Below are 20,665 nucleotides of genomic sequence, written 5' to 3'. Positions count from 1 at the left end.
CCCCCCTGTAGGTGACGCACACCACCTTAGGGGAAAGCGGTCAGCCGAGGCGGCGGCCCAGGTCGTCGCGCCCGTTCCAGGTGGCCAACAGGCTGTAGGCGATCGACACGCCGAGCGGGCCGGTCAGCAGCACCCACCACGACTCCAGGCGCGGCGCCAGCTCGATCACCGCGCCCAGCGCGGGCGGCGTGCTGATCGTGTAGTGGCCGTTGGCCATCCGGAGGCCGATCCACATCGCCAGCGCGCTCGCGACCGCGACGCCGAGCACCGTGGCGGCGAACACCACCGGCCCGCGCCGCTCACGCAGGAGCCACACGACGACGCCGGCGACGATCCCGAACCCGAGGGTGAGGAACCCGAAGACCGCGAGGTCGTCGAAGCGGTGCCAGCTCTCGAGCTCGAGCGCGCCCTGGGTGCCGTCGGTGGCGATGATGCGGACGCGCTCGGGCGGCGCGAGCCGGGACCACAGGAGGCCGATCGGGAAGCTGAACACGGTCAGCGTGAACAGGATGCTCAGCGCGGGCAGCAGGTCGGCCTTGACGACGACCCGGGGCCGCCGCTCCCGGAACAGCACGGGCACCGACCACGGGCCGGGCACGGCCGACGGCCGGTGCGCGGGCCCCGACGACTCACTCACCCGGACTCCTTCCTGCGACAGTGCCACCGAGCGTAACCGGTCGATGCGTGAGTGCGGTGAGCCACTCGCCCGTGTCGGCTCGGGGCGCTGTGAACGATCTGGTTCGTTACGCCGCCGCTGCACCATCGATGCAATGGACTATCCGGTTCGTTCGGCGCGTCCCGCGAGGCGAGGCAATGAACGATCTGGTTCGTCCGGCGCCGCTCCGCGAGGCGACACAATGAACGATCTGGTTCGTTACGCCACCGCCCCTCGGGCCAAGCCAAGCCAATGAACGATCCGGTTAGTTACCCGGCCGCGTCACCGGTCAGCCGCTCGCCGTCTCGCCGTGCCGGCTGCAGCGGGCCGTCCAGCCGAGCGGGCTGACCTGGACCACCAGCCGCCGCGCGCAGAACGTGCAGTACCGCGGCGGCTCCAGCACCGTCCGCGGGTTGTGGCACGCCGGGTGGTCCGCCCCACCCGGCGACCCCTGTCCACAGTGGACACAAAAGGCCGCGTCGGAGAACGCAGGGTCAGAGGCTGTCACTGAGGGCCTTGATCGGCATCTTGAGCTCGTCCAGCATCTCCAGGTCCGCCGAAGCGGGCCGGCCCAGGTTGGTCAGGTAGTTCCCGACGATGATCGCGTTGATCCCGCCGAGCATGCCCTGCTCCGCACCGAGGTCACCGAGCGTCAGCTCGCGGCCGCCGGCGAAGCGCAGCATCGTGCGCGGCATCGCGAGCCGGAACGCCGCCACCGTCCGCAGCGCGTCGCGACCCTCGACGATCTCGTAGTTCTCGTACGGCGTGCCCGGCTGCGGGATGAGGAAGTTCATCGGCACCTCGTGCGGGTTCAGCTCGGCCAGCTGCACGGCGAACTCCGCGCGCTGCTCGACCGTCTCCCCCATGCCGATGATGCCGCCGCAGCAGACCTCCATGCCCGCGTCGGCGACCATCCGCAGGGTGTCCCAGCGCTCTTCCCACGTGTGCGTCGTGACCACCGACGGAAAGTGCGAGCGCGCCGTCTCGAGGTTGTGGTTGTAGCGGTGGACGCCCATGTCGACGAGCTCGTCGACCTGCTCCTGCGTCAGCATGCCCAGCGAGCAGGCGATCTGGATGTCGTTGCCGTCCTCCCGGATCGCCTTCACACCCTCGCGGACCTGCGAGAGCAGCCGCTTGTCCGGCCCGCGGACGGCGGCGACGATGCAGAACTCCGTCGCGCCGGTCTCGGCGGTCTGCCGGGCGGCTTTGACCAGGTTCGGGATGTCGAGCCACGCCGAGCGCACCGGCGTCGGGAAGCGGCCGGACTGGGAGCAGAAGTGGCAGTCCTCGGGGCAGCCGCCGGTCTTGAGGCTGATGATGCCTTCGACCTCGACCTCGGGCCCGCACCAGCGCATCCGGACCTCGTGTGCCAGGGCGAGGAGGTCGGGCAGCCGGTCGTCGGGCAGCCGGAGCACGTCGAGGACCTGCTGTTCGCCGAGGCCGACGCCGTTTTCGAGGACCTGCTCGCGCGCGAGGACGAGCAGATCTTTCGGGGGCTCCGGGTGGCGGAGCCCCCGGCCCGGGGCGGAGCCCCGGCTGTCACTGACATCGGTGTCCGGGACTGCGGTCACGGCGGCTCCTTGATCGAGGTGGTGCGGCAAACGTCCCTCATCGTGCACGAAGGCGCGTCGAGGGGACAGCGATGCAGGTCACTTCCCGGCGGAAGCGCACCCGGCGAACAGCTCGGGGTCGAATTCGCCGCCGAACCACGGCGAGAGCCCGGCCCTCGCCGCGGCCAGGAAGTCCTCGCGGGAGGCCTGGCCGATGTCCGCGGGGAGCACGCCGAGCAGGGGCGCGCCCGCCGCGACCGGCAGGTCTTCGAGGTTGGACAGCGCCGCGAGGTCCGGTTCGGCGGGCCACGCGCCGATGATCACCCCGGCGACGGTGAGCCCGCGCTTGGACGCGACCTCGGCGGTCAACGCGGTCGCGTTGAGCGTGCCGAGGCCGGCCTCGGCCACGATGATCACGAGCGAGCCGAGCGACCAGGCGACGTCGGCGAGGCTGGCGCCGGTGCTGTCGAAGCGCACCAGCAGCCCGCCCGCGCCTTCGATCAGGGTGAGGTCGTGCCCGGTGTCCAGGTCCGACGCCGCCTGCGCGATCTCGCCGGGGTCGAGCGCCGGGAGGCCGCTGCGGCGGGCCGCGGCCTCCGGCGACAACGGGTCCGGATATCGGCGCAGCTCGCGCGTCGTCACCTCGGGCCCGGCGAGGCGGACGACGTCCTGCAGGTCACCGGGCTCATCGGGGCGGACACCGGTCTGGGCCGGTTTCAGCACCGCCGCCCGCTGCCCGCCGGCCACCGCCAAGGCCGCGATCGCCGCCGTGGTGATCGTCTTGCCGACCCCGGTCCCGGTCCCCGTCATCACCAGCATGGTCACGACCAATCAAGATAGTGACCCCGGCTGACGGGCGACGACCGGGTCAAGCCGGGCAGAACGCGTCCCCGGCCGGGCGCACCCCCTCGGCGAGGTAACGGGCCACCGCGGCGTTCGCGCAGGCGTTGGTGCCGAACAGGTAGGCGCGGTGCCCGCCCTGGTCGACCGTCAGCAGCTTGGCCCGGTGCCCCAGTGCCGCGCGCATCTCGACGCCGCCCGGGTAGTCGGTGCCGTTGTCGCGCGGGTTCTGCACCATGAGGATCTTCGACGGGCCGCGGTCGGTGATGCGCACCTGCGGTTCGGTCCGCTTCGCCGGCCAGAACGGGAACCGCCGTTCGGGCTACTGCCCGGCGGCGACGAACGTGCGCGCCTCCCCGTCGAGCAGGTGCACGCTCGCCGCCCCGACATCGAAGTACATGCCGGTCAGCTGCAGTTTCCCGGCCGTCTCGGCCGCCGTGACCAGCGGGTACTCCCGCAGGTGCTCGAGCTGTTGCAGAACGTTGCGCAGGGCCAGCCGGTCGGCCTCGCGGGCGGGCCGGACGCCGTCGACGGTGAGCGCGCCGGACCGCTGCGTGCTCGGCCCGACGTGCCGCAACCAGTCGCCCAGCGACCCCTCCGGCGCTCCGTCCGCGACGGCTTTCATTGCGCCGCAGGAGGAATGACCGCAGACGACGATCTCCGACACGCCGAGCACGCCGACCGCGAACTCGATCGACGCGTTCATCGACGGGTCGGCTTGCCCGGGTGGGACGAGGTTTCCGATGTTGCGGATGGTGAAGAGGTCTCCGGGCCCGCTCGTGGTGATGAGATTGGGCACGATGCGAGAATCGCCGCACGTGATGAACAGCGTGCGCGGCCGCTGGCCGTCCGCGAGCCCGGACAGCGTGTCCTTGAGCAGCGGCGCGGCCCGGCGGTGGAACTCCGTGGCCCCGCGGCGGGTCTGCTGGGCCGGGATGTCGACCCCTTCCGCCGCCTGCCACTCCGACCAGGGTGCGAGCCAGCGCGGCACGGCGCTGCTCGCGGCGAGCCGGGACCGCGTCGGGCGGCCCGCCTTGCCTTCGCCGAACCAGGGGTGGCCGACCTCGTCGATCTCCACCGTGCCGCCGGCGCGCTCGTGCGCCTGCTGCCAGGTGTGCAGGCTTTCGAACGCGGCGTGGTCGAGGTAGTCGACGACCAGCTCCAGCCGCACGGTGACACCGCCGGGGATGCTCCCGAGCACCTTCGACAGCCGCGGCACCGACAGGAACGTCAGGACGCCTTCGACGACGACGCGCCAGTCGTCGCCCTCCCGTCCTGTGCTTTCCCTTTCGATGTGGATGCCCGACCAGACCGTGCGGCGCAGCATCAGCACCAGCGCCAGCCCGATGCCCGCCAGCACGCCGGTGAGCAGGTCGAACACGACGACCCCGGCGAGGGTGAGCAGGTACACCGGCAGGTCGCCGTGGGCCAGCACGGTCTTCATGTGCCCGGGGTTGACCAGCTTCGCGCCGACGTGCACCAGCAGCCCGGCCAGCGCGGCCAAGGGGATGCTCTGGATCAGCCCGGCGAGCAGGACGACGAACAGCAGCACCCAGACGCCGTGCAGCACCGCCGACGCCCGGGACTTCGCCCCGGCGGTGACGTTGGTGGAGCTGCGGACGATGACGCCGGTGACGGGCAGGCCGCCCAGCGCACCGGAGAGCATGTTGGCCGCGCCCTGGCCGACCAGCTCGCGGTCGAGCTTGGCGCGCGGCCCGGTGTGCATGCGGTCGACCGCGACCGCCGAGAGCAGGCTCTCGACGCTGGCGATCAGCGCGATCGTGACGACGGCGAGCGCGAACCCGCTCCAGCCGCCGTCCGGCAGCTGCGGGACGAGGTGGATGTTCAGCAGGTCCCCGGGCAGTTCGACGCGCGGGAGCGTCATCCCGAACGCGACCGACACCACCGTGGCGACCGCGATCGCGGCGAGCGGACCCGGCACCTTGCGGACGGCTGCCGGCAGCTTCGGCCAGATCAGCAGCAGGGCGATGGTGAGCAGGCCGACGATGGTGGCGGCGCCGTGGTGGGCGACGATCTGGGCGGGCAGCTCGGCGACGTTCTTCATCGCGGAGCTTTGCGCCTTGCCGCCGAGGATGACGTGCAACTGGCCGAGCACGATCGTGACGCCGATGCCGGCCAGCATGCCGTGCACGATCGCCGGCGAGATGGCCAGCGCGGCGCGGGCGATGCGGCTCAGCCCCAGCAAGATCTGCAGCGCGCCGGCGGCGACGGTGATCGCGCAGGTGACGGCCCAGCCGAACGTCTGGATGGTTTCGGCCATGACCACGGTCAGGCCGGCGGCGGGCCCGCTGACTTGCAGCACGGAGCCGCCGAGCGCGCCGGCGACGATGCCGCCGACGACGGCGGCGACCAGCCCGGCGGCGACCGGGGCGCCCGAAGCGAGGGCGATGCCCAGGGACAGGGGGACAGCTACGAGGAAGACGACCAGTGAGGCCGGCAGGTCGTGTCGGAGCACGGCGAGGGGTCTCATGATCACCATGCAACCGGAAATCGAGTGAAATGTCCGCTATGCACCACCCGTTCGAGTGAATAACTGGCGATATTTCACCCTTTTGTCACAAATCGGACATGTCGTTAACGCACCCGTAACACCCCGCCGCCTGTCGCTTGACAGTTGAATCCGGGACTATATAAGGGTTTCCCGGCCACGAAGCGCGGGCGAGCGACACCTCCCGAAGAGAGGTACGTAGCCGATCGAACGCGGAGCGTGATCTGGCTCTCGTCCGGCTGAAAGCGCTTCCCCCGGGCGACGTCATGAGGGGCACCCTCATGGACTTCACAGCCATGAGGGTGCCCCTCATGGCTAATGCTCCAGCGCCCCCGCGGGGACGAACCCGCGCGCGGCGTCGTCCAAAAGGGACACCTGCGCGGCGCCGACGTCGAAGTACATCCCGGTGAGCCGCAGCGCGCCCCGCGCCAGTGCCTCGGCGACCACCGGGTAGCCGCGCAGGGTTTCCAGCTGCTGCACGACGTTCTGCAGCGCGAGCTGGTCGGCCTCGGCGGCCGGCCGTTCGCCGCCGAGCAGCAGCGGTGCCTCGCGGCTGCGGCGCCGGAGCGTCGCTTCGCCGTGGCGCAGCCAGCTGCCGAGCTGGTCGAGCCCGTCCGGGGCCCGGCCGAGCAGCGCCTTCATCGCGCCGCAGGAGGAATGCCCGCACACCACGATCTCGGCGACCTCGAGCACACCGACGGCGTACTCGATCGCCGCACCGACCGACGAGTCGGTGCCCTCGGCCGGCGGCACCAGGTTGCCGATGTTCCGCACGGTGAACAGGTCCCCCGGCCCGCTGGTGGTGATCAGGTTCGGCACGATCCGCGCGTCACCGCAGGTGATGAACAGCGTGTGCGGCTGCTGGCCGTGCGCCAGCCCGTCCCACGTCTCGCGCAGCAGTGGCGCGGTGCGGCGCTGGAACTCCGAAGCGCCACGGCACAGCAGCGAGCTGGCGGTGCGCTGGGCGGGCACCGCGACGTGCTCGGCCTGCCACTGCGACCACGGCGCGAGCCACCGCGGCACGACGCGCGCGGCGACGCTGCGGCGCACGGTCGGCTCCCCCGAGCGGCCGCGTTCGAACCACGGGTGCCCGATCTCGTCGACCGTGACGCACCCGGCGTGCGCCTGCTGCCAGCCGCGCAGGCAGTCGAACGCGGCGTGGTCGAGGTAGTCGACGAGCAGCTCGAGGGTGACCTCGGCGTGCGGTGGCACGCCGGCGAGCACGCGGGTCAGCCGCGGCACGGACAGGAACGTCAGCGCGCCTTCGATGACGACGCGGTGGCGGTCACCGTCCTTCTCGACGTGAATCCCGGAAAAGATCATCCGCCGCAGCATCATCGCCAGGGCCAGCAGGATCCCCGCCGCGACGCCGGTGAGCAGGTTGACGGCCACGGCACCGGCCAGGGTGACGGCGTAGACGGGCAGGTCGCCGTGGCGCCGGACCTCCTTCAACGCCGGGAGGTTGACCAGCTTCATCCCGACGTACACCAGCAGCGCGGCCAGCGCGGCGAGGGGGATCAGCCGCAGCACGCCGGTGAGCAGCAGGCAGGCGGCGAGGATCCAGGCGCAATGCAGGATCGCCGACGCCCGGGTGCGCGCGCCGGCCTCGAAGTTGGTCATGCTGCGCACGATGACCCCGGTGACGGGGAACCCGCCGAGCGCGCCGGCGGCGACGTTCGCCGCCCCTTGCCCGATCAGCTCGCGGTCGAGGTCGGTGCGCGGGCCGCCGCGGAGCTTGTCCACCGAGACGGCGGACAGCAGGCTCTCCAGGCCGGCGATGAGCGCGATGGTGAGGGCGGCGGCGGCGAAGCTGCCCCAGCCGCCGTCCGGCAGCCGCGGGACGATGTGCAGGGCCGGCAGCCCGGCGGGGAGGTCGACGCGCGGCAGGTTCATGCCGGTCGCGACGGACAGGCCGGTGGCCAGCGCGACGGCGGCCAGCGGCGCGGGCACGCGGCGGACGGCGTTCGGCAGCCGCGGCCAGGCCAGCAGGACGCCGAGGGTGACGATGCCGACGAGCACGGCCTGGTCGTGGTGCGTGGCGATCTGCGCCGGCAGGGCCAGCACGTTCGCCAGTGCGGAGCCCTGCGCCGAGCCGCCGAGGACGACGTGCAGCTGGCCCAGCACGAGGGTGGCGCCGATGCCGGCGAGCAGGCCGTGCACGATCGCCGGCGAGACGGCGAGCGCGGCGCGGGCGGCCTTGGTGAGGCCGAAGAGGATCTGGAGCAGGCCCGCGGCGACGGTGATCGCGCAGGTGACGGGCCAGCCGTGGGTGGCGATCGTGTCGGCCAGTACCACGGTGAGGGCAGCGGAGGGGCCGCTGACCTGCAGCGGCGATCCGCCGAGGAGGCTCGCGACCAGCCCGCCGACGACGGCGGAGATCAGGCCGGAGAGCAGCGGTGCCCCGGCGGCGAAGGCCACGCCGAGGGACAGGGGGACGGCGACGAGGAAGACGACTATCGATGCGAGGAAATCGTGCTTGAGGTTCTCCCGGTGCTCGGAGTGCTTCGGGGGTCCGGTGTCGTGTTCGCCACGAACGATCTCGATCATGGGGGCAGGATCGCCGAAAGCGCGCGAAAAGTCCGCTACGCAAGCATTTCTCGCGTTCGCCCGGGCACAGGGTGGACCGGTCCACCGGCCCCATCACACTTACCGCCTCCGCCGTTCGCGTGGTTTCGATCTTCCGTTGCCACGCAGCGCGACGATGAGGGATCTTCGGGTCTCGGTGTGCCGGTGGTCACACCCGATGTGCTGAATTCAGGCCTTTTCCGCGACCGCGAGCATCGCCCGGGTGATCACGTCGAGGTCGTCGTCAGTCGAAACGTACGGCGGCATGGCGTAGACGAGGTCCCGGAACGGCCGCAGCCAAGCACCGTGCGCGGTGACGACGTCGGTCGCGGTGGCCATGTCGACGGGGTGGTCGAGCTGCAGCACGCCGATCCCGCCCAGCACCCGCACGTCGGTGACCGCGGGCAGGTCGTGCGCCGGGGCGAGGCCGTCGAGCAGCGCCTTCTCGATCCGGGTGATGTCGCCGCGCCAGCTGCCGTCGGCGAGCAGGCCGAGGGAGGCGTTGGCGACGGCCGAGGCGAGCGGGTTGCCCATGAAGGTCGGGCCGTGCGCGAGAACGGGCAGTTCGCCGCGAGCGATGCCCTCGGCAACGGCCGGGGTGCACAGGGCGGCGGCCATGCTCAGGTAGCCACCGGTGAGCGCCTTGCCGACGCACATGACGTCGGGCGTGACGCCCGCGTGCTCGGCGGCGAACAGCGCACCGGTGCGGCCGAAGCCGGTGGCGATCTCGTCGAAGACGAGCAGCACGTCGTGCGCTTCGGTGATTTCCCGGAGGGCACGCAGGTAGCCGGGGTGGTGGAACCGCATCCCGCCGGCGCCCTGCACGACGGGTTCGACGATCACCGCGGCGAGTTCGTCCTCGTGCCGCTCGATCTCCGCGGCCAGTATGTCCACATAGGACGGATCGGGTGGCGTGTCGAACCCGGACGGCGGCGCGGGCACGAAGATCTGTTCGGGCAGGACACCACGCCACAGCGAGTGCATGCCGCCTTCGGGGTCGCAGACGCTCATCGGGGTCAAGGTGTCCCCGTGGTAGCCGCCGCGCCAGGTGAGCAGCCGCCGTTTCCGGGGAAGCCCGCGAGAACGGTGGTACTGCAGGCACATCTTCGCGGCGACCTCGACCGAGACGGAACCGGAGTCGCAGAGGAAGACGTGCTCGAGGCCGTCGGGGCTGAGGTCGGCGAGCGTCTTGGCGAGGGTGATGGCGGGCTCGTGGGTGAGGCCGCCGAACATGACGTGGCTCATCCGCCCGGCTTGCGCGGCGAGGGCGGCATCGAGCACCGGGTGCCGGTAGCCGTGGATGGCCGACCACCACGAGGACATCCCGTCGACGAGCTCCCGCCCGTCGGCCAGCTTCAGCCGGACCCCGCTCGCCTCGGTGACCAGCAACGAAGGCACCTTCGCCGGCATCGGCGCGTAGGGGTGCCAGACGTGCTGGGCATCGAGGGCGAGCAGGTCGGCGGAGTCCATCCTCGAATTAAAACAGTGGCGCGAAGCGCCTCCGCTGAGGGTGGTGGCGGGGAGGAAGGCGGAGCCTACGACACCGCCTCGGCCGGGTTTCCGCCCCTCGGCGGCGAGGTGGGACCGACCTGCCGCAGCCTCTCCCCCGACCGTCCCTGGCCCTGGCCCACCTCACAACCGGACCGGCAGCACCTCCAAGCCGTGCACCAGCGAACTCGTCCGGTAGACCAGCTCATCCGCCTTGGCGTCCAGCGCGATGTCCGGGAACCGCGCCAGCAACCCGCCGAGCGCGATCTCCGCCTCGAGCCGGGCCAGCGGCGCCCCCACGCAGTAGTGGATCCCGTGCCCGAACGCCAGGTGCCCGCCGGCCGCGCGGGTGATGTCCAGCTTGTCCGGCTCCGGGTAGCGCTCCGCGTCACGGTTCGCGCCCAGCAGCGAGACCAGCACGAACTCGCCCTCCGGGATCGTCACCCCGGCCACCTCCACCGGTTCCGCCGTGAACCGCAGCGTCGCCAGGTGGATCGGGCCGTCGAAACGCAGGAACTCCTCGACCGCGCCCGGCAGCAGCGCCGGCTCCGCACGCAGCCGGGCCAGCTGCTCCGGCTCGCGCAGCAGCGCCAGCACGCCGTTGGCGATCAGGTTGACCGTCGTCTCGTGCCCCGCCACCAGCAGCAGGAACGCCATCGAGACCAGCTCGGGCTCGGACAGCGAATCGCCGTCGTCGCTCGCGTGGACCAGGTCCGACAGCAGGTCCTCGGCCGGCTCGGCGCGCTTCTGGGCGATCAGCTCCGTCAGGTAGGCGAACATGCTCGCCGCCGCAGCCTGCATCCGCTCCGGGTGCACCGCCGCACTCAGCAGCGTCTTCGACCAGCCGGAGAACTCCGAGCGGTCCTCCTCCCGGACGCCGAGCAGCTCGCAGATCACCGTGATCGGCAGCGGCGCGGCGAACGACGCCACCAGGTCGGCCCGCTCCTGCCCGGCCAGCGCGTCGAGCAGCTCCCCGGTGATTTCCTCGACCCGCGGCCGCAGCCGCGCCACCGTCCGCGCGGTGAACGCTTTGTTGACCAGTTTCCGCAGCCGCGTGTGGTCCGGCTGGTCCGAGTTGAGCATGTGCTGGCTGAGGTCCTGCCCGAAGCCGCTCATCTGGGCCTCCGGCGGCAGCTTCACCTCGAACAGCTCCCGGATGCCCTGACTGTTCTTCCGCAGCCGCGGATCGGCCAGCAGCGCCCGTGCCTCCGCGAACCCGGTGACCAGGTAACACGGCAGCCCCCGCGGTGGCAGCCGCACCCGGCGCACCGGGCCGCCCCCGCGCAGCAGTTCCGAGAACAGGTGCGCATCCTGGGCGAAGTCCTCCGCCACCTCGACGATCTCGTCGGTCGTCACGTCAGCCCCCAAACTCCCGGCGTCAGCGTTCGGCGAGTGCCGCCACGACGCGCTCGGTCACGTCCTGCCAGTATGCCCGTTGTTCCTCGCGTTCTTCCGCGCCCGCAAGCCATTCCTGGTGGAAGCGCAGCGTCGTCTTCGCCCCCGAGCCGCTCAGCCGCACCTGCACCGTCGAGTCGTGGTCCCAGTCGCTCGGCCGCCACGTGAGCCGCACCCGGTCGCCGTCGACGAAGCTGCGGATCTCGCCGACCGTGCCGTTCGCCGTCTCGTACTCCGTGCCCGCTTCCGTCGGCAGCTCGACACCGGGGCCGAGCCAGATCGCGACGCCGTCCCGGCTGACCAGGAAGTCCCACACCGCCCCGGCCGGGTACGGCAGGGTCCGCGAAACACCGATGTTCCACCCGACATCGGCCGTCTTCCCCGTTGAAGAAGTCATGTCCTCATCCTCGCACCGGGGTACGACAAAACCGGCGGGCGGTCCGGGTGGAGGATGGCGACCCGTGCGCTACCGCCCGATCTCCCCCACCGTCCTCGCCGGCGAACTCACCGATCGCATCGACGCGCTCACCGCGCCGCGGATCGTGGTGGCCGTCGACGGCGCCGCGGGCGCCACCGGAACCGCGGAACTCGCCGACGCCCTGGTCGATCCGCTGCGCCTGCGCGGCCGCGCGGCCCTGCGCGTGTCGGCCCGCGACTTCCTCCGCCCCGCCTCCCTGCGCTTCGAGCACGGCCGCACGAACCCCGACGCCCGCTACACCGACTGGCTCGACCTCGGCGCCCTCCGCCGCGAAGTCCTGGAGCCGCTGAAGGGGTCCGGCGAGGTCCTGCCGTCGCTGTGGGACGCCGAACGCGACCGGGCGACCCGCGCCGGGCGGGTGCCGCTGCCCGAAGGCGCCGTCGTGCTCCTCGACGGCGAACTGCTGCTCGGCGCCGGGCTGGCCTTCGACCTGGCCGTGCACCTGTGGCTCTCCCCCGCCGCCCTGCGCCGCCGCGTGCCGGACGGCTGGGCCGTCCCGGCCTACGAACGCTACGAGGACGAGGTGAACCCGAGCTCGCTGGCCGACGTCGTCGTGCGCGTCGATGATCCCCGGCACCCGGCGCTGTACACGCCTTAACGGACGACGGCCACCGGATCGCCGTCCAGCAGGCCGGACAGCCGCCCCGCCATGACGTCCCAGCGCCAGGTCGCCGTCACCCACTCCCGCCCGGCCTGGCCCATCCGGCGCGCGCGCACCGGGTCGGCCAGCAGGCTGGCCAGGGTCTCGCTCAGCTGGACGACGTCCCGGCCCTCGACGACGTGCCCGGTGACCTCGTCGAGCACCGCCTCGGGCGCGCCGCCGGAGTTGCCGGCGACCACCGGCAGGCCGGTCGCCGAAGCCTCCAGGTAGACGATGCCGAGCCCCTCGACGTCGAGACCCTTGCCACGGGTGCGCGCGGGCATCGCGAAGACGTCACCCGCGGTGTAGTGCGCGGGCAGCTCGGCCCACGGCACCGACCCGGTGAGCACGACGTCGCGTTCCAGGCCCAGCCCGGTGACCAGCTCGGTGAGCTGCTTGCGGTACGGGCCGCCGCCGACGAGCAGCAGCGCCGCGTCCGGAACGCGCTCGCGGATCGACGGGAGCGCGCGGATCAGCTGGTCCTGGCCCTTGCGCGGGACCAGCCGCGACACGCAGACGACGGTCGGCCGGTCGCCGAGGCCGTGCCGGGCGCGGATCTCCGCCCGCGCGGCCGGATCCGGCCGGAACACCTCGGTGTCGACCCCGGACGGCAGCAGCTCCAGCCCGGCCATCGCGCCGAACGCCGCGGCGAAGCGGCCGCGGGTGTACCGGCTGACGTAGGTGACGACGTCGGCGGTGTCGCCGATGCGCCGCAGCGCCTGCCGCGAAGCCGGGAGCATCGACCAGCCGACCTCGTGGCCGTGCGTCGACGCGACGACGCGGCGCGCACCGGCCCGGCGCAGGGAGTGCCCCAGCAGCGCCAGCGGCGCCGCGGCCCCGAACCAGACGGCTTCGCAGTCCCGCGCGCGCATGATCTGCTTCGCCCGGCGGAGCACGTCCGGCGTCGGCAGCATCAGCGACGTCGGGTGCCGGACGACCTCGAACGGCGCCTCGGCGTCGAACTCCTCGTGCGACCCCGTCCGCGACTCCCACGAAGGCGCGTAGACGACCAGGTCGTCCGCCGGCAGCCGGGTGGCGAGGGAGTTCAGGTAGTTCTGGATCCCCCCGGGCCGGGGCGGGAAGTCGTTGGTCACGAGCAGGGTCTTGAGCACGCCCCAGAGGCTAACGGCGAAGGGGCGGCACCGCGTGTGCGGTACCGCCCCTTCGAATCGACGCAGCTGCGAAATCACGACGTCGGGCGTCGCGCTCCCGAGTACTGGCTCTGCAGCGGCGAGATCTTCACGACGTCACCGGTGTCGGGCGCGTGCACCATCTTGCCGTCGCCGATGTACATGCCGACGTGCGAAACGGGCGAGTAGAAGAACACGAGGTCGCCCGGCTGGAGCTGGTCCCGCGGCACCGCGGCACCGAAGGTGGACTGCTCGCGGCTGGTCCGCGGGATGGTCACCCCGGCCTGTCCGTAGGCCCACGACGTCAGGCCCGAGCAGTCGAACGTGCCCGGCCCGGTGGCGCCGTACTTGTACGGGCTGCCGAGCTTGCTCAGCGCGGCGGTCACGGCCGCCTGCGCGGCCGCCGTGGGCGCCTGGATGTTGGTGGGTGCGGACCCACCGCGGTCCTTCTGGGCGGCCTTGTCCGAGGCGCTGAGGTTCTTGTTGGCCGCGTCGAGCTGGTCGATCTGGTCCTGCAGGTTCTTCTTCTTGGCCTCGATGTCCTGGGTCAGCTTGAGCGCCGCGTCGCGCGCGTCCTGCGAGCGCTTCGTGGCGTCGCCGGCCTTGGCTGCGGCGTCGAGGGCCTGCTGGACGGCACCGGTGAGGTTGCCCATCGCGGCGTTCTTGCCGGTCGCGATGACCTCGAGCGCCGAAGAGCGGTCGAGGAAGTCCTGGGTGGACGTGCCCGCCAGCAGCGCCGACAGCTTGTTCAGCTGGACACCGCTGGTGAAGGACGCACCGGCGAACTTGTCGACCTCGGTCTGGTACTTCTTCTGGCCTTCGGACGCCTTGGTGGCCTCTGCCTTCGCGGCGGTGAGGTCACCGTTGGCCTTGTCGAGTTCGCCCTGCTTCTTGGCCAGGTCGTCTTTGGCCGAAAGCAGGTCCTCGTTGAGCTTCTCGGCCTGGGCCGCGAGGTCGCGGTACTTGGCGAGGGCGTCGGAACCGGCGGGCGGGGTCTGGAGAACGGGGACGGGGGCGGCGGTGGCCGTCGGCTGGGCCACGGTGACGAGGGTGATCACCGAGGCCGCGGCGAGGGCACCTGAAACCACGCGCCTGAGGGAATGCGACTGCACGGTCGCGCGGGTCTCCTTTGGTCTCGGCCGCCGAGGGGGACCGGGGCAAGAAGAGGTCGGGGATTTCCTCTTCTCCGCTGTCCCCGCCACCACGCGCCCGAACCGTGCGCTTTTGACATGCACGAGCCGCAACAGGTGAAGCACGCGGTGGTGGTTCCGGTTCCCAGCTTCCCGACAAAGCTGCGTCCGGCGGCGATCTCGCGTCGCCGCCTACATCGACGGCCGGGGGCCACGAGATCTCGGACAGGTTACGAAAAGACCGCCACCACGTCCACCACCTCTCCGCCAAAAACTCTGCGTGACGCCGCTGAACACCATCGGACCAGGGCGGGAAGAAACATGTGATGGGCGTTACACGCTGGGGTTTCTCCGCAGCGCTTTTCGGCTACCGACCGTTCACCGATTCAATCGACCATTCGGCGCGCCGCCACGAAACGGTGGAAATCAGGCGGTGCGCCGGATCGGTTCTTCGACCAGCCGCAGGTGTGGCACCATCCCGGCTTCGGCCAGCGCGTCGACCGCGCGCCGCTCGTCGGCGTCCCACACCACCGCGGGTGGCGCGCCGAGCAGGACGCTCACCACGCAGTCGTGGCACGAGATACCGCGCACCACGCACCGGTCGCAATCGACCACCAGGTTCTCCATGTCCGAAACGGCGATGTGCGAGACGTCCACTCCGGACAGCTCGGGGGTGTCGCTCATGTGGTCCTCCTCACGTCGGAACTGACTTGGGGAGGACGGTAGGCGCCACCACCGACAATTTTCGGCGGTCAGACCCTCGACAGGCGGCTGACCAGCACCGATGACGGCGCCGGGTGGGCGCCGCGACCCCGCACGGAGTCCGCGACCGCCCGGTCGGACGTCGCGACGACCATGGGCCGCCCCGCCGGCTCGGCCGCGACGAGGTTGCGGATGACGTCGTCGGCGAGCACCCCGCGGTCGGAGAACAGCACCCGCACCCCGCGCGGCACCGAGGCGGGGACGGAGAGCACGCCGGCGCCGTCGAACACCACGGTGACCTCGGCGGACGTGCGCGCGGCCAGCGCGGACAGCTGGTGGATCAGCCGGTCGCGCTGGTCGGCGAGGGCGAGCTCCGGGTAACCGGTCTTGGTGACGTTGTAGCCGTCGACGATCAGGTGCACGTTGGGCAGCGCGAGGTAGCGGTCCAGGGTGGACACGTCGGCGATCTTGCCGCCCTGCCCGATACCGGAGCTGGCGCCGCGGACCATGTCCGCCGGGCGGGCACCGCGCGCGCCGAGGGCGAGCTCGCGGCGCAGGCCGGTGACGGCGCCGTCGATGGTGTCGATGAGCAGGGCGAGCCGCACCTCGTCGGCCTGGCGGGCCTCGCGCGCGGACTGGCGGGCGATCTCGGCGTCGGCGACCGCGCGCTCGGCACGGGCACGTTCCCCGGCGACGCGCTGGCGTTCGCGCCCGAGCTGGGTGGTGAGGGCGGCGATCTCGGCGTTGCGGGCGGCGGAACCGCGTTCGGCGTCGGCCGACGCCTCTTCGGCCGAGTCCCTGGCCTGGCGCAGCTGGACGCCTTGTTCGCGGAGACGCTTCAGGAGCTTCTCGACTTCGCCCTCGCGCTCGCCCCGGACGTTTTCGGCGGCTTGTTTCGCCTCGGCGAGCTCGGCGCGGACCTGGGCGAGCTCGGCTTCGAGCCGCTGGGTGCGGGCGAGGGCGGCGTCGCGTTCGGCGCGCAGGGCGTTTTCCTCGGCGTTCCGGGCGACCAGGCGGACGCGCCCGGCGGCCCCGGACTCGCCGAGCAGGACCGCGGCGGCCGCCGCGGCGACGGAGTCGACGGCGTTGGGGTCGAGCGCGTCGGTGCGGTGCTCGCGCAGCCATTCGATGACGGCGGTCCGGAACTGGGACGAGTCGCCGAGGGCCGCGAGCAGGGCGGCGCCGCCGAGCTTGGCGCGCTTGGCCGGGGCGAACTTGGCGACCGGCCGCAGCTGGCGGGGCACGTCGGTGGCGGGCAGCTTGGCGACGGCGGCCGCGGCGAGCTCGGCGATGCGGTCGCGCACCGGTTCGGGCAGCGCGGGCCAGGTGGCGGGTTCGGGATGTCCGGCCTGGTCAGCGGGCTCCTCGGCCGGCTCGGGGCGCGACGCGACGCCCGAGGGACCCACGGGGTCCCCCGGCGGCTCCGGCACGAGCGGCTGCGGGTGCATTGGTCCAGGGTAGGCCCCGCCCCTGCATCCCGCCCCGCGCGCCACACGGACCGTCTCCGGATGCCCCGGGCACCGCGCCTGTCATGGCACCGAGCACTGCGCCCGTCAAAAACTGTCGGGGGTGGCACCTAGAGTCCCGCCCATGCGTTCGGTCCAGGCTCAGCTCGCTTTCGACGAGCTCGGAACTCCCTTGCGGGACACCACTTTCGTCGTCTTCGACCTCGAGACGACCGGGGCCCCGCCAGGGCCGTCGGGGATCACCGAGATCGGGGCGGTGAAGGTGCGCGCGGGCGAGGTGCTGGGCGAGTTCGCGACGCTGGTGAACCCGGGCGCGCCGATCCCGCCGCAGATCGTCTCACTGACCGGGATCACGCAGGCCATGGTCTACGACGCGCCGCCGATCGAGGAGGTGCTGCCGGCGTTCCTGGAGTTCATCGGCGGTGCGGTGCTGGTGGCGCACAACTCGGGCTTCGACACGTCCCACATGCGGGCGGCGTGCGAGGGGCACGGGTACGTGTGGCCGAAGCCGACGGTGGTGTGCACGGTCCGGCTGGCGCGGCGGGTGGTGCCGCGGGACGAGGTCGGGCGGTACAACCTGACCGCGCTGGCGCTGCTGTTCGGGGCGAGGACGCGCCCGACGCACCGGGCGCTGGACGACGCGCGGGCGACGGTGGACGTCCTGCACGGCCTGCTGGAGCGGGTCGGGAACCTGGGCGTGCACTCGCTCGAGGAGCTGATGGGGTACCTGCCGGAGGTGACCGTCGCCCAGCGGGCGAAGCGGCACCTGGCGGCGGACCTGCCGTCGGCACCGGGCGTCTACCTGTTCAAGGGACCGAAGGACGAGGTCCTGTACGTCGGCACGGCGAAGGACCTGCGGCGGCGGGTGCGGACGTACTTCACGGGTTCGGAGAACCGCAGCCGGATCCGGGAGATGGTCGCGCTGGCCGAGCGCGTCGACCACGTCGTGTGCGCGCACGCGCTGGAGGCGGAGGTGCGCGAGCTGCGGCTGATCGGAGCGCACCGGCCCGCGTACAACCGGCGGTCGAAGAACCGGCACCAGGGCTGGTGGATCGGCTTGACGGAGGAGGCGTTCCCCCGGCTCTCGGTGGTCCGCCTGCCGCGGCCGGGCGTGCTCGGCCCGTTCCGCAACCAGGCGGACGCCCGCACGACGGCGGACACCCTGGCCGGGGCATCGGGCCTGCGGACGTGCACGCAGCGGATCTCGCCGCGCTCGGCGAACGGGACCCCGTGCGTGCTGGCGGAGCTGGGACGCTGCGGCGCGCCGTGCGCGGGACGGCAGAGCGTGGCCGAGTACGGCCCGGTGGTCGAGTCGGTGTCGGGGCTGATCGCGGGCCTGGACGGCGGTCCCCTGCACACCGCGGCCGAGCACGTGGAGCGCCTCGCCGCGGGCCGGCACTACGAGCAGGCGGCCCGGCACCGCGACGAGCTGGCGGGGCTGATCCGGGCATTGGGCCGGGCGCACCGGCAGGCATCGCTGGCGTCGATCGGCGAGCTGATCGCGGCGGCCCCGGACGGCGAAGGCGGCTGGGAGCTGTCGGTGATCCGCTACGGCCGCCTGGCGTCCGCGGGCGTGGCCCGGCGCGGGGTGCCGCCGATGCCGGTGGTGGAGGCGCTGGTGGCGTCGGCGGAGACGGTGCTGCCGGACCCGGGCCCGCTCCACGGCGCGCCGCCGGAGGAGGTGGGGGTGCTGCTGCGCTGGCTGGCCCGCCCGGGAGTGAGGCTGGTCCGCACGACCCGCCCGTGGGCCGAACCGGCGGCGGTCGCGGGGTGGCGGGGCTGGCTGGATCTGGTCGCGGACGCCCATTCGCTGGAACACATCCACTGACACCCCCGAACAGCCCCTCCCGCCGGCAAATTCGGGTGCCCCCACTGACCCTCCGGAACGGCCAACTCACTGCCCGCAGTAGCCAACTCGCCGGAAGCATGGGCGAGTTGGCCGTTGCGGTGGATGAGTTGGCCGTTGCGGGCAGTGAGTTGGCCGCTCGCATTCGCCAACAGCACCCTCCAGGGGCGGGCTCGCGTATCTCGAAAGCGACTGGCTGGGTGGGAGGGGTCGCGGTCAGGCGGCTGAGGCGTCGAGGGCGTCCAGCAGCCACGTGTGGGCGAGACCCATCGGCGCCGCCTCACCGCTGACCTCGGCCGCCAAGTGCCAGTACCGGCGCAGGCGCGGGTTGCGGTCCGGTGCCGTCCGGTGGTTCAGCGCGCGGCGGAACGTCGGGCTGTCCCCCGTGCCCAGCGCCGCCGCGTGGGCCGCCACGAAACGGTCCAGCTCCGGCCCTGACGCCGGCCGCGCTCCGGCCGCCAGCCGCGCGCCCGCCAGGACGCACGCCTCGCCCACCTCCGCGTGGAGCGCGCCCAGGTCCGCGATGTGCTCGTGGCCGGCCAGCGTGCTCGCCTTCAGGTCGACCGCCAGCCGGGTGTCCGCCGCCAGCAACACCAGCTCCGCGTACGCCACCACCTGGGCCGTCGTCGGCTGGGGCGGGGGCTCCGGGGCGCTGATGTCCAGGAACATGCGGGCCGTGTCCGGTGGGATCGGGCCCGTGGTCATCGGGCGCCACAGGCGGACCAGCGTCTCGCGCGCCGAATACCCGTCCTGGACCGCGGACAGCAGCTCCAGCCGGGCCGCGCGGTCGACCGGTGGCGCCTCCGAGACCGCTCGGAGCACCGAACGCCGCCAGCTCAGCGCCGCCAGCTCGCGGTCCAGCGCCGTCCGCTCGGCCGCGACGGCGTCGTCGAGGGAACAGCGGCCGGCGAGGACGTCGGTGATCGGGCGCAGGCCGAGCCCGAGCCCGCGCAGCCGGCGCACCAGGGTGAGCCGGTCGATCGCCGCGCGGTCGAAGCGGCGGTGGCCGCCCGCGCTGCGCACCGGCTCCAGGACACCTTCGTCGCAGTAGAACCGGATCGTGCGGACGGGCACGCCGGTCCGGCGCGCCAGCTCGCCGATGCCGAGTGTGTCTCCGGTCACCTTCGGTCGAACCTCCAGCCGGGTGGAATTCCTACGGTACGGCCATGGACAACGCCAGACTCGCCCGAGGACTCCACGAGCACACCGCCGGGTTCGCCGCAGCAGCGGCGGGCGCCGGCCCGGACACGCGGGTGCCCACCTGCCCGGAGTGGCCGCTGCGGGTGCTCACCGGCCACGTCGGGCAGGCCCACCGCTGGGCCGCGAGCATCGTCCGGGACGGGCCGTCGCCGGTCCCGGACCCGTTCGACGCCGACCCCGGCTCGCCTGACAAGTGGGCCGACTGGCTGCGTGAAGGCGCCGTAGACCTCGAAGAGGCCGTGCGGGCCGCCGGTGACACTCCGGTGTGGACGTTCTTCGGCCCCCAGCCGGCCCGGTTCTGGCTGCGCCGGATGCTGCACGACACCACGGTCCACCACGCCGACGCGGCCCTGGCCACCGGCCGCGGGTTCACCGTGGCGCCGGACCTCGCCGCCGACGCGATCACCGAGTGGCTGGAGCTGCTCTGCGACCCGGTCACGGCGAGCCTCAAACCGGACTTCGCCGAGCTGCGCGGCACCGGCCAGACCCTCCGGCTGGCCCCGGACGCCGGCCCCGGCTGGCTGATCACCCGCGCCCCCGGCGGCGTCCGGTGGACGCGGGAACCCGCGGCCGCGGACGTGACGCTGGCCGGTCCCGTCGAGGACCTCCTGCTCGTGCTGACCCGCCGCCTGCCCCTGGACCGCCTCGCCGTCACCGGCGACGAAGCGCTGGCCGGGCACTGGCTGGCCCACACCGCGGCGTAGGGCTCACTAGGATCGCGGGCGACACCCGCAGACGAGTCTTGGAGGACCCAGGTGATCACCGCGATCGTGTTGATCCAGGTAGAGGCGGACGCGATCCCGGACGCGGCACAGGCGATCGCCGACATCGAGGGTGTCGGCGAGGTCTACTCGTGCGCCGGGGACGTCGACCTCATCGCCACCGTGAAGGTGTCCACGCACGAGGAACTGGCCGACCTGATCCCCGGCCGGATCGGGAAGGTGCCGGGCGTGCTGGACACCGTCACGCACATCGCGTTCCGGTCCTACAGCCGCACCGACACCGAATCGGCCTTCTCGATCGGCGTGGAGGACTAGCGCCCCAAGGCGGCCTTGGTTGCGTCTCACGCAC

Annotated in this window: 18 protein-coding genes and 1 pseudogene; 4 read left to right on the top strand and 15 right to left on the bottom strand. The window is 72.5% G+C overall.

Going from position 1 to position 20,665, the window contains the following annotated elements; genetic code table 11:
• Positions 1-40: 40 nt before the first annotated feature.
• The 10 genes and pseudogenes from ACLJQF_RS14775 to ACLJQF_RS14730 form a co-directional block, all read right to left on the bottom strand.
• Positions 41-637 (bottom strand): DUF2567 domain-containing protein, encoded by a 597-nt coding sequence (locus ACLJQF_RS14775; protein ID WP_410609115.1) that lies wholly within the window; start codon positions 635-637, stop codon positions 41-43.
• A 307-nt stretch (positions 638-944) separates the two neighbouring features.
• Positions 945-1,163: a hypothetical protein gene (locus ACLJQF_RS14770; protein ID WP_410609114.1), complete on the bottom strand. Its 219-nt coding sequence runs from the start codon at positions 1,161-1,163 to the stop codon at positions 945-947.
• Positions 1,150-2,139, bottom strand: a complete 990-nt coding sequence (gene bioB, locus ACLJQF_RS14765; RefSeq protein WP_410609676.1) for a biotin synthase BioB — start codon at positions 2,137-2,139, stop codon at positions 1,150-1,152. Before bioB ends, ACLJQF_RS14770 begins: the two co-directional genes overlap by 14 nt.
• 165 nt (positions 2,140-2,304) lie before the next feature.
• Entirely contained in the window at positions 2,305-3,024 is a 720-nt protein-coding gene (gene bioD, locus ACLJQF_RS14760) for a dethiobiotin synthase (RefSeq protein ID WP_410609675.1), read from the bottom strand.
• A gap of 49 nt (positions 3,025-3,073) precedes the next feature.
• A pseudogene (locus tag ACLJQF_RS14755) lies at positions 3,074-3,337 on the bottom strand (alpha/beta hydrolase); the annotation flags it as partial.
• Between the two features lie 30 nt (positions 3,338-3,367).
• On the bottom strand, positions 3,368-5,545 hold the full coding sequence (locus ACLJQF_RS14750; protein WP_410609112.1) for a SulP family inorganic anion transporter: 2,178 nt from the start codon (positions 5,543-5,545) through the stop codon (positions 3,368-3,370).
• A gap of 324 nt (positions 5,546-5,869) precedes the next feature.
• Entirely contained in the window at positions 5,870-8,101 is a 2,232-nt protein-coding gene (locus ACLJQF_RS14745; RefSeq protein ID WP_410609110.1) for a bifunctional SulP family inorganic anion transporter/carbonic anhydrase, read from the bottom strand.
• A 207-nt stretch (positions 8,102-8,308) separates the two neighbouring features.
• On the bottom strand, positions 8,309-9,589 hold the full coding sequence (locus tag ACLJQF_RS14740) for an adenosylmethionine--8-amino-7-oxononanoate transaminase (RefSeq protein WP_410609109.1): 1,281 nt from the start codon (positions 9,587-9,589) through the stop codon (positions 8,309-8,311).
• 162 nt (positions 9,590-9,751) lie between these two features.
• Positions 9,752-10,963, bottom strand: a complete 1,212-nt coding sequence (locus ACLJQF_RS14735; RefSeq protein ID WP_410609107.1) for a cytochrome P450 family protein — start codon at positions 10,961-10,963, stop codon at positions 9,752-9,754.
• Positions 10,964-10,985: 22 nt separating this feature from the next.
• Positions 10,986-11,399 (bottom strand): SRPBCC family protein, encoded by a 414-nt coding sequence (locus ACLJQF_RS14730; RefSeq protein ID WP_410609106.1) that lies wholly within the window; start codon positions 11,397-11,399, stop codon positions 10,986-10,988.
• A gap of 64 nt (positions 11,400-11,463) precedes the next feature.
• On the opposite strand from ACLJQF_RS14730, the gene ACLJQF_RS14725 reads away from it, so the two are divergent.
• Entirely contained in the window at positions 11,464-12,078 is a 615-nt protein-coding gene (locus tag ACLJQF_RS14725) for a uridine kinase (protein ID WP_410609104.1), read from the top strand.
• Here ACLJQF_RS14725 and ACLJQF_RS14720 read toward each other — a convergent pair.
• The 4 genes from ACLJQF_RS14720 to ACLJQF_RS14705 all read right to left on the bottom strand — a co-directional run bounded on the left by ACLJQF_RS14720 (position 12,075) and on the right by ACLJQF_RS14705 (position 16,530).
• Positions 12,075-13,232: a glycosyltransferase family 4 protein gene (locus tag ACLJQF_RS14720; protein ID WP_410609102.1), complete on the bottom strand. Its 1,158-nt coding sequence runs from the start codon at positions 13,230-13,232 to the stop codon at positions 12,075-12,077. The genes ACLJQF_RS14725 and ACLJQF_RS14720 overlap by 4 nt on opposite strands.
• Positions 13,233-13,306: 74 nt before the next feature.
• On the bottom strand, positions 13,307-14,362 hold the full coding sequence (locus ACLJQF_RS14715; protein WP_410609100.1) for a C40 family peptidase: 1,056 nt from the start codon (positions 14,360-14,362) through the stop codon (positions 13,307-13,309).
• A 444-nt stretch (positions 14,363-14,806) separates the two neighbouring features.
• Positions 14,807-15,064, bottom strand: a complete 258-nt coding sequence (locus ACLJQF_RS14710; protein WP_410609099.1) for a hypothetical protein — start codon at positions 15,062-15,064, stop codon at positions 14,807-14,809.
• 68 nt (positions 15,065-15,132) lie between these two features.
• Positions 15,133-16,530, bottom strand: coding sequence for an NYN domain-containing protein (locus ACLJQF_RS14705; RefSeq protein WP_410609098.1), 1,398 nt, complete (start codon positions 16,528-16,530; stop codon positions 15,133-15,135).
• A 142-nt stretch (positions 16,531-16,672) separates the two neighbouring features.
• Here ACLJQF_RS14705 and ACLJQF_RS14700 point away from each other — a divergent pair, with 142 nt between their 5' ends.
• On the top strand, positions 16,673-18,376 hold the full coding sequence (locus ACLJQF_RS14700) for a DEDD exonuclease domain-containing protein (protein WP_410609097.1): 1,704 nt from the start codon (positions 16,673-16,675) through the stop codon (positions 18,374-18,376).
• Positions 18,377-18,610: 234 nt separating this feature from the next.
• Here the strand turns inward: ACLJQF_RS14700 and ACLJQF_RS14695 are convergent, their stop codons facing one another.
• Positions 18,611-19,516 carry a MerR family transcriptional regulator gene (locus ACLJQF_RS14695; RefSeq protein ID WP_410609095.1) on the bottom strand — a complete coding sequence of 302 codons (906 nt, stop codon included), beginning with the start codon at positions 19,514-19,516 and terminating at the stop codon, positions 18,611-18,613.
• A gap of 44 nt (positions 19,517-19,560) precedes the next feature.
• On the opposite strand from ACLJQF_RS14695, the gene ACLJQF_RS14690 reads away from it, so the two are divergent.
• Together ACLJQF_RS14690 and ACLJQF_RS14685 are read left to right on the top strand one after the other, a co-directional pair.
• Complete coding sequence (locus ACLJQF_RS14690) at positions 19,561-20,298, top strand: maleylpyruvate isomerase family mycothiol-dependent enzyme (RefSeq protein ID WP_410609094.1); 738 nt, start codon at positions 19,561-19,563, stop codon at positions 20,296-20,298.
• A gap of 51 nt (positions 20,299-20,349) precedes the next feature.
• Positions 20,350-20,631 carry an Lrp/AsnC family transcriptional regulator gene (locus ACLJQF_RS14685; protein ID WP_410609093.1) on the top strand — a complete coding sequence of 94 codons (282 nt, stop codon included), beginning with the start codon at positions 20,350-20,352 and terminating at the stop codon, positions 20,629-20,631.
• Positions 20,632-20,665 lie beyond the last annotated feature (34 nt).

Source organism: Amycolatopsis sp. lyj-109, assembly GCF_046548995.1.
In the GTDB taxonomy this organism is placed as follows: Bacteria; Actinomycetota; Actinomycetes; order Mycobacteriales; family Pseudonocardiaceae; genus Amycolatopsis.
Note: the sequence above shows the minus strand (reverse complement) of the source record. Positions and strands in the feature narration are given on the sequence as shown.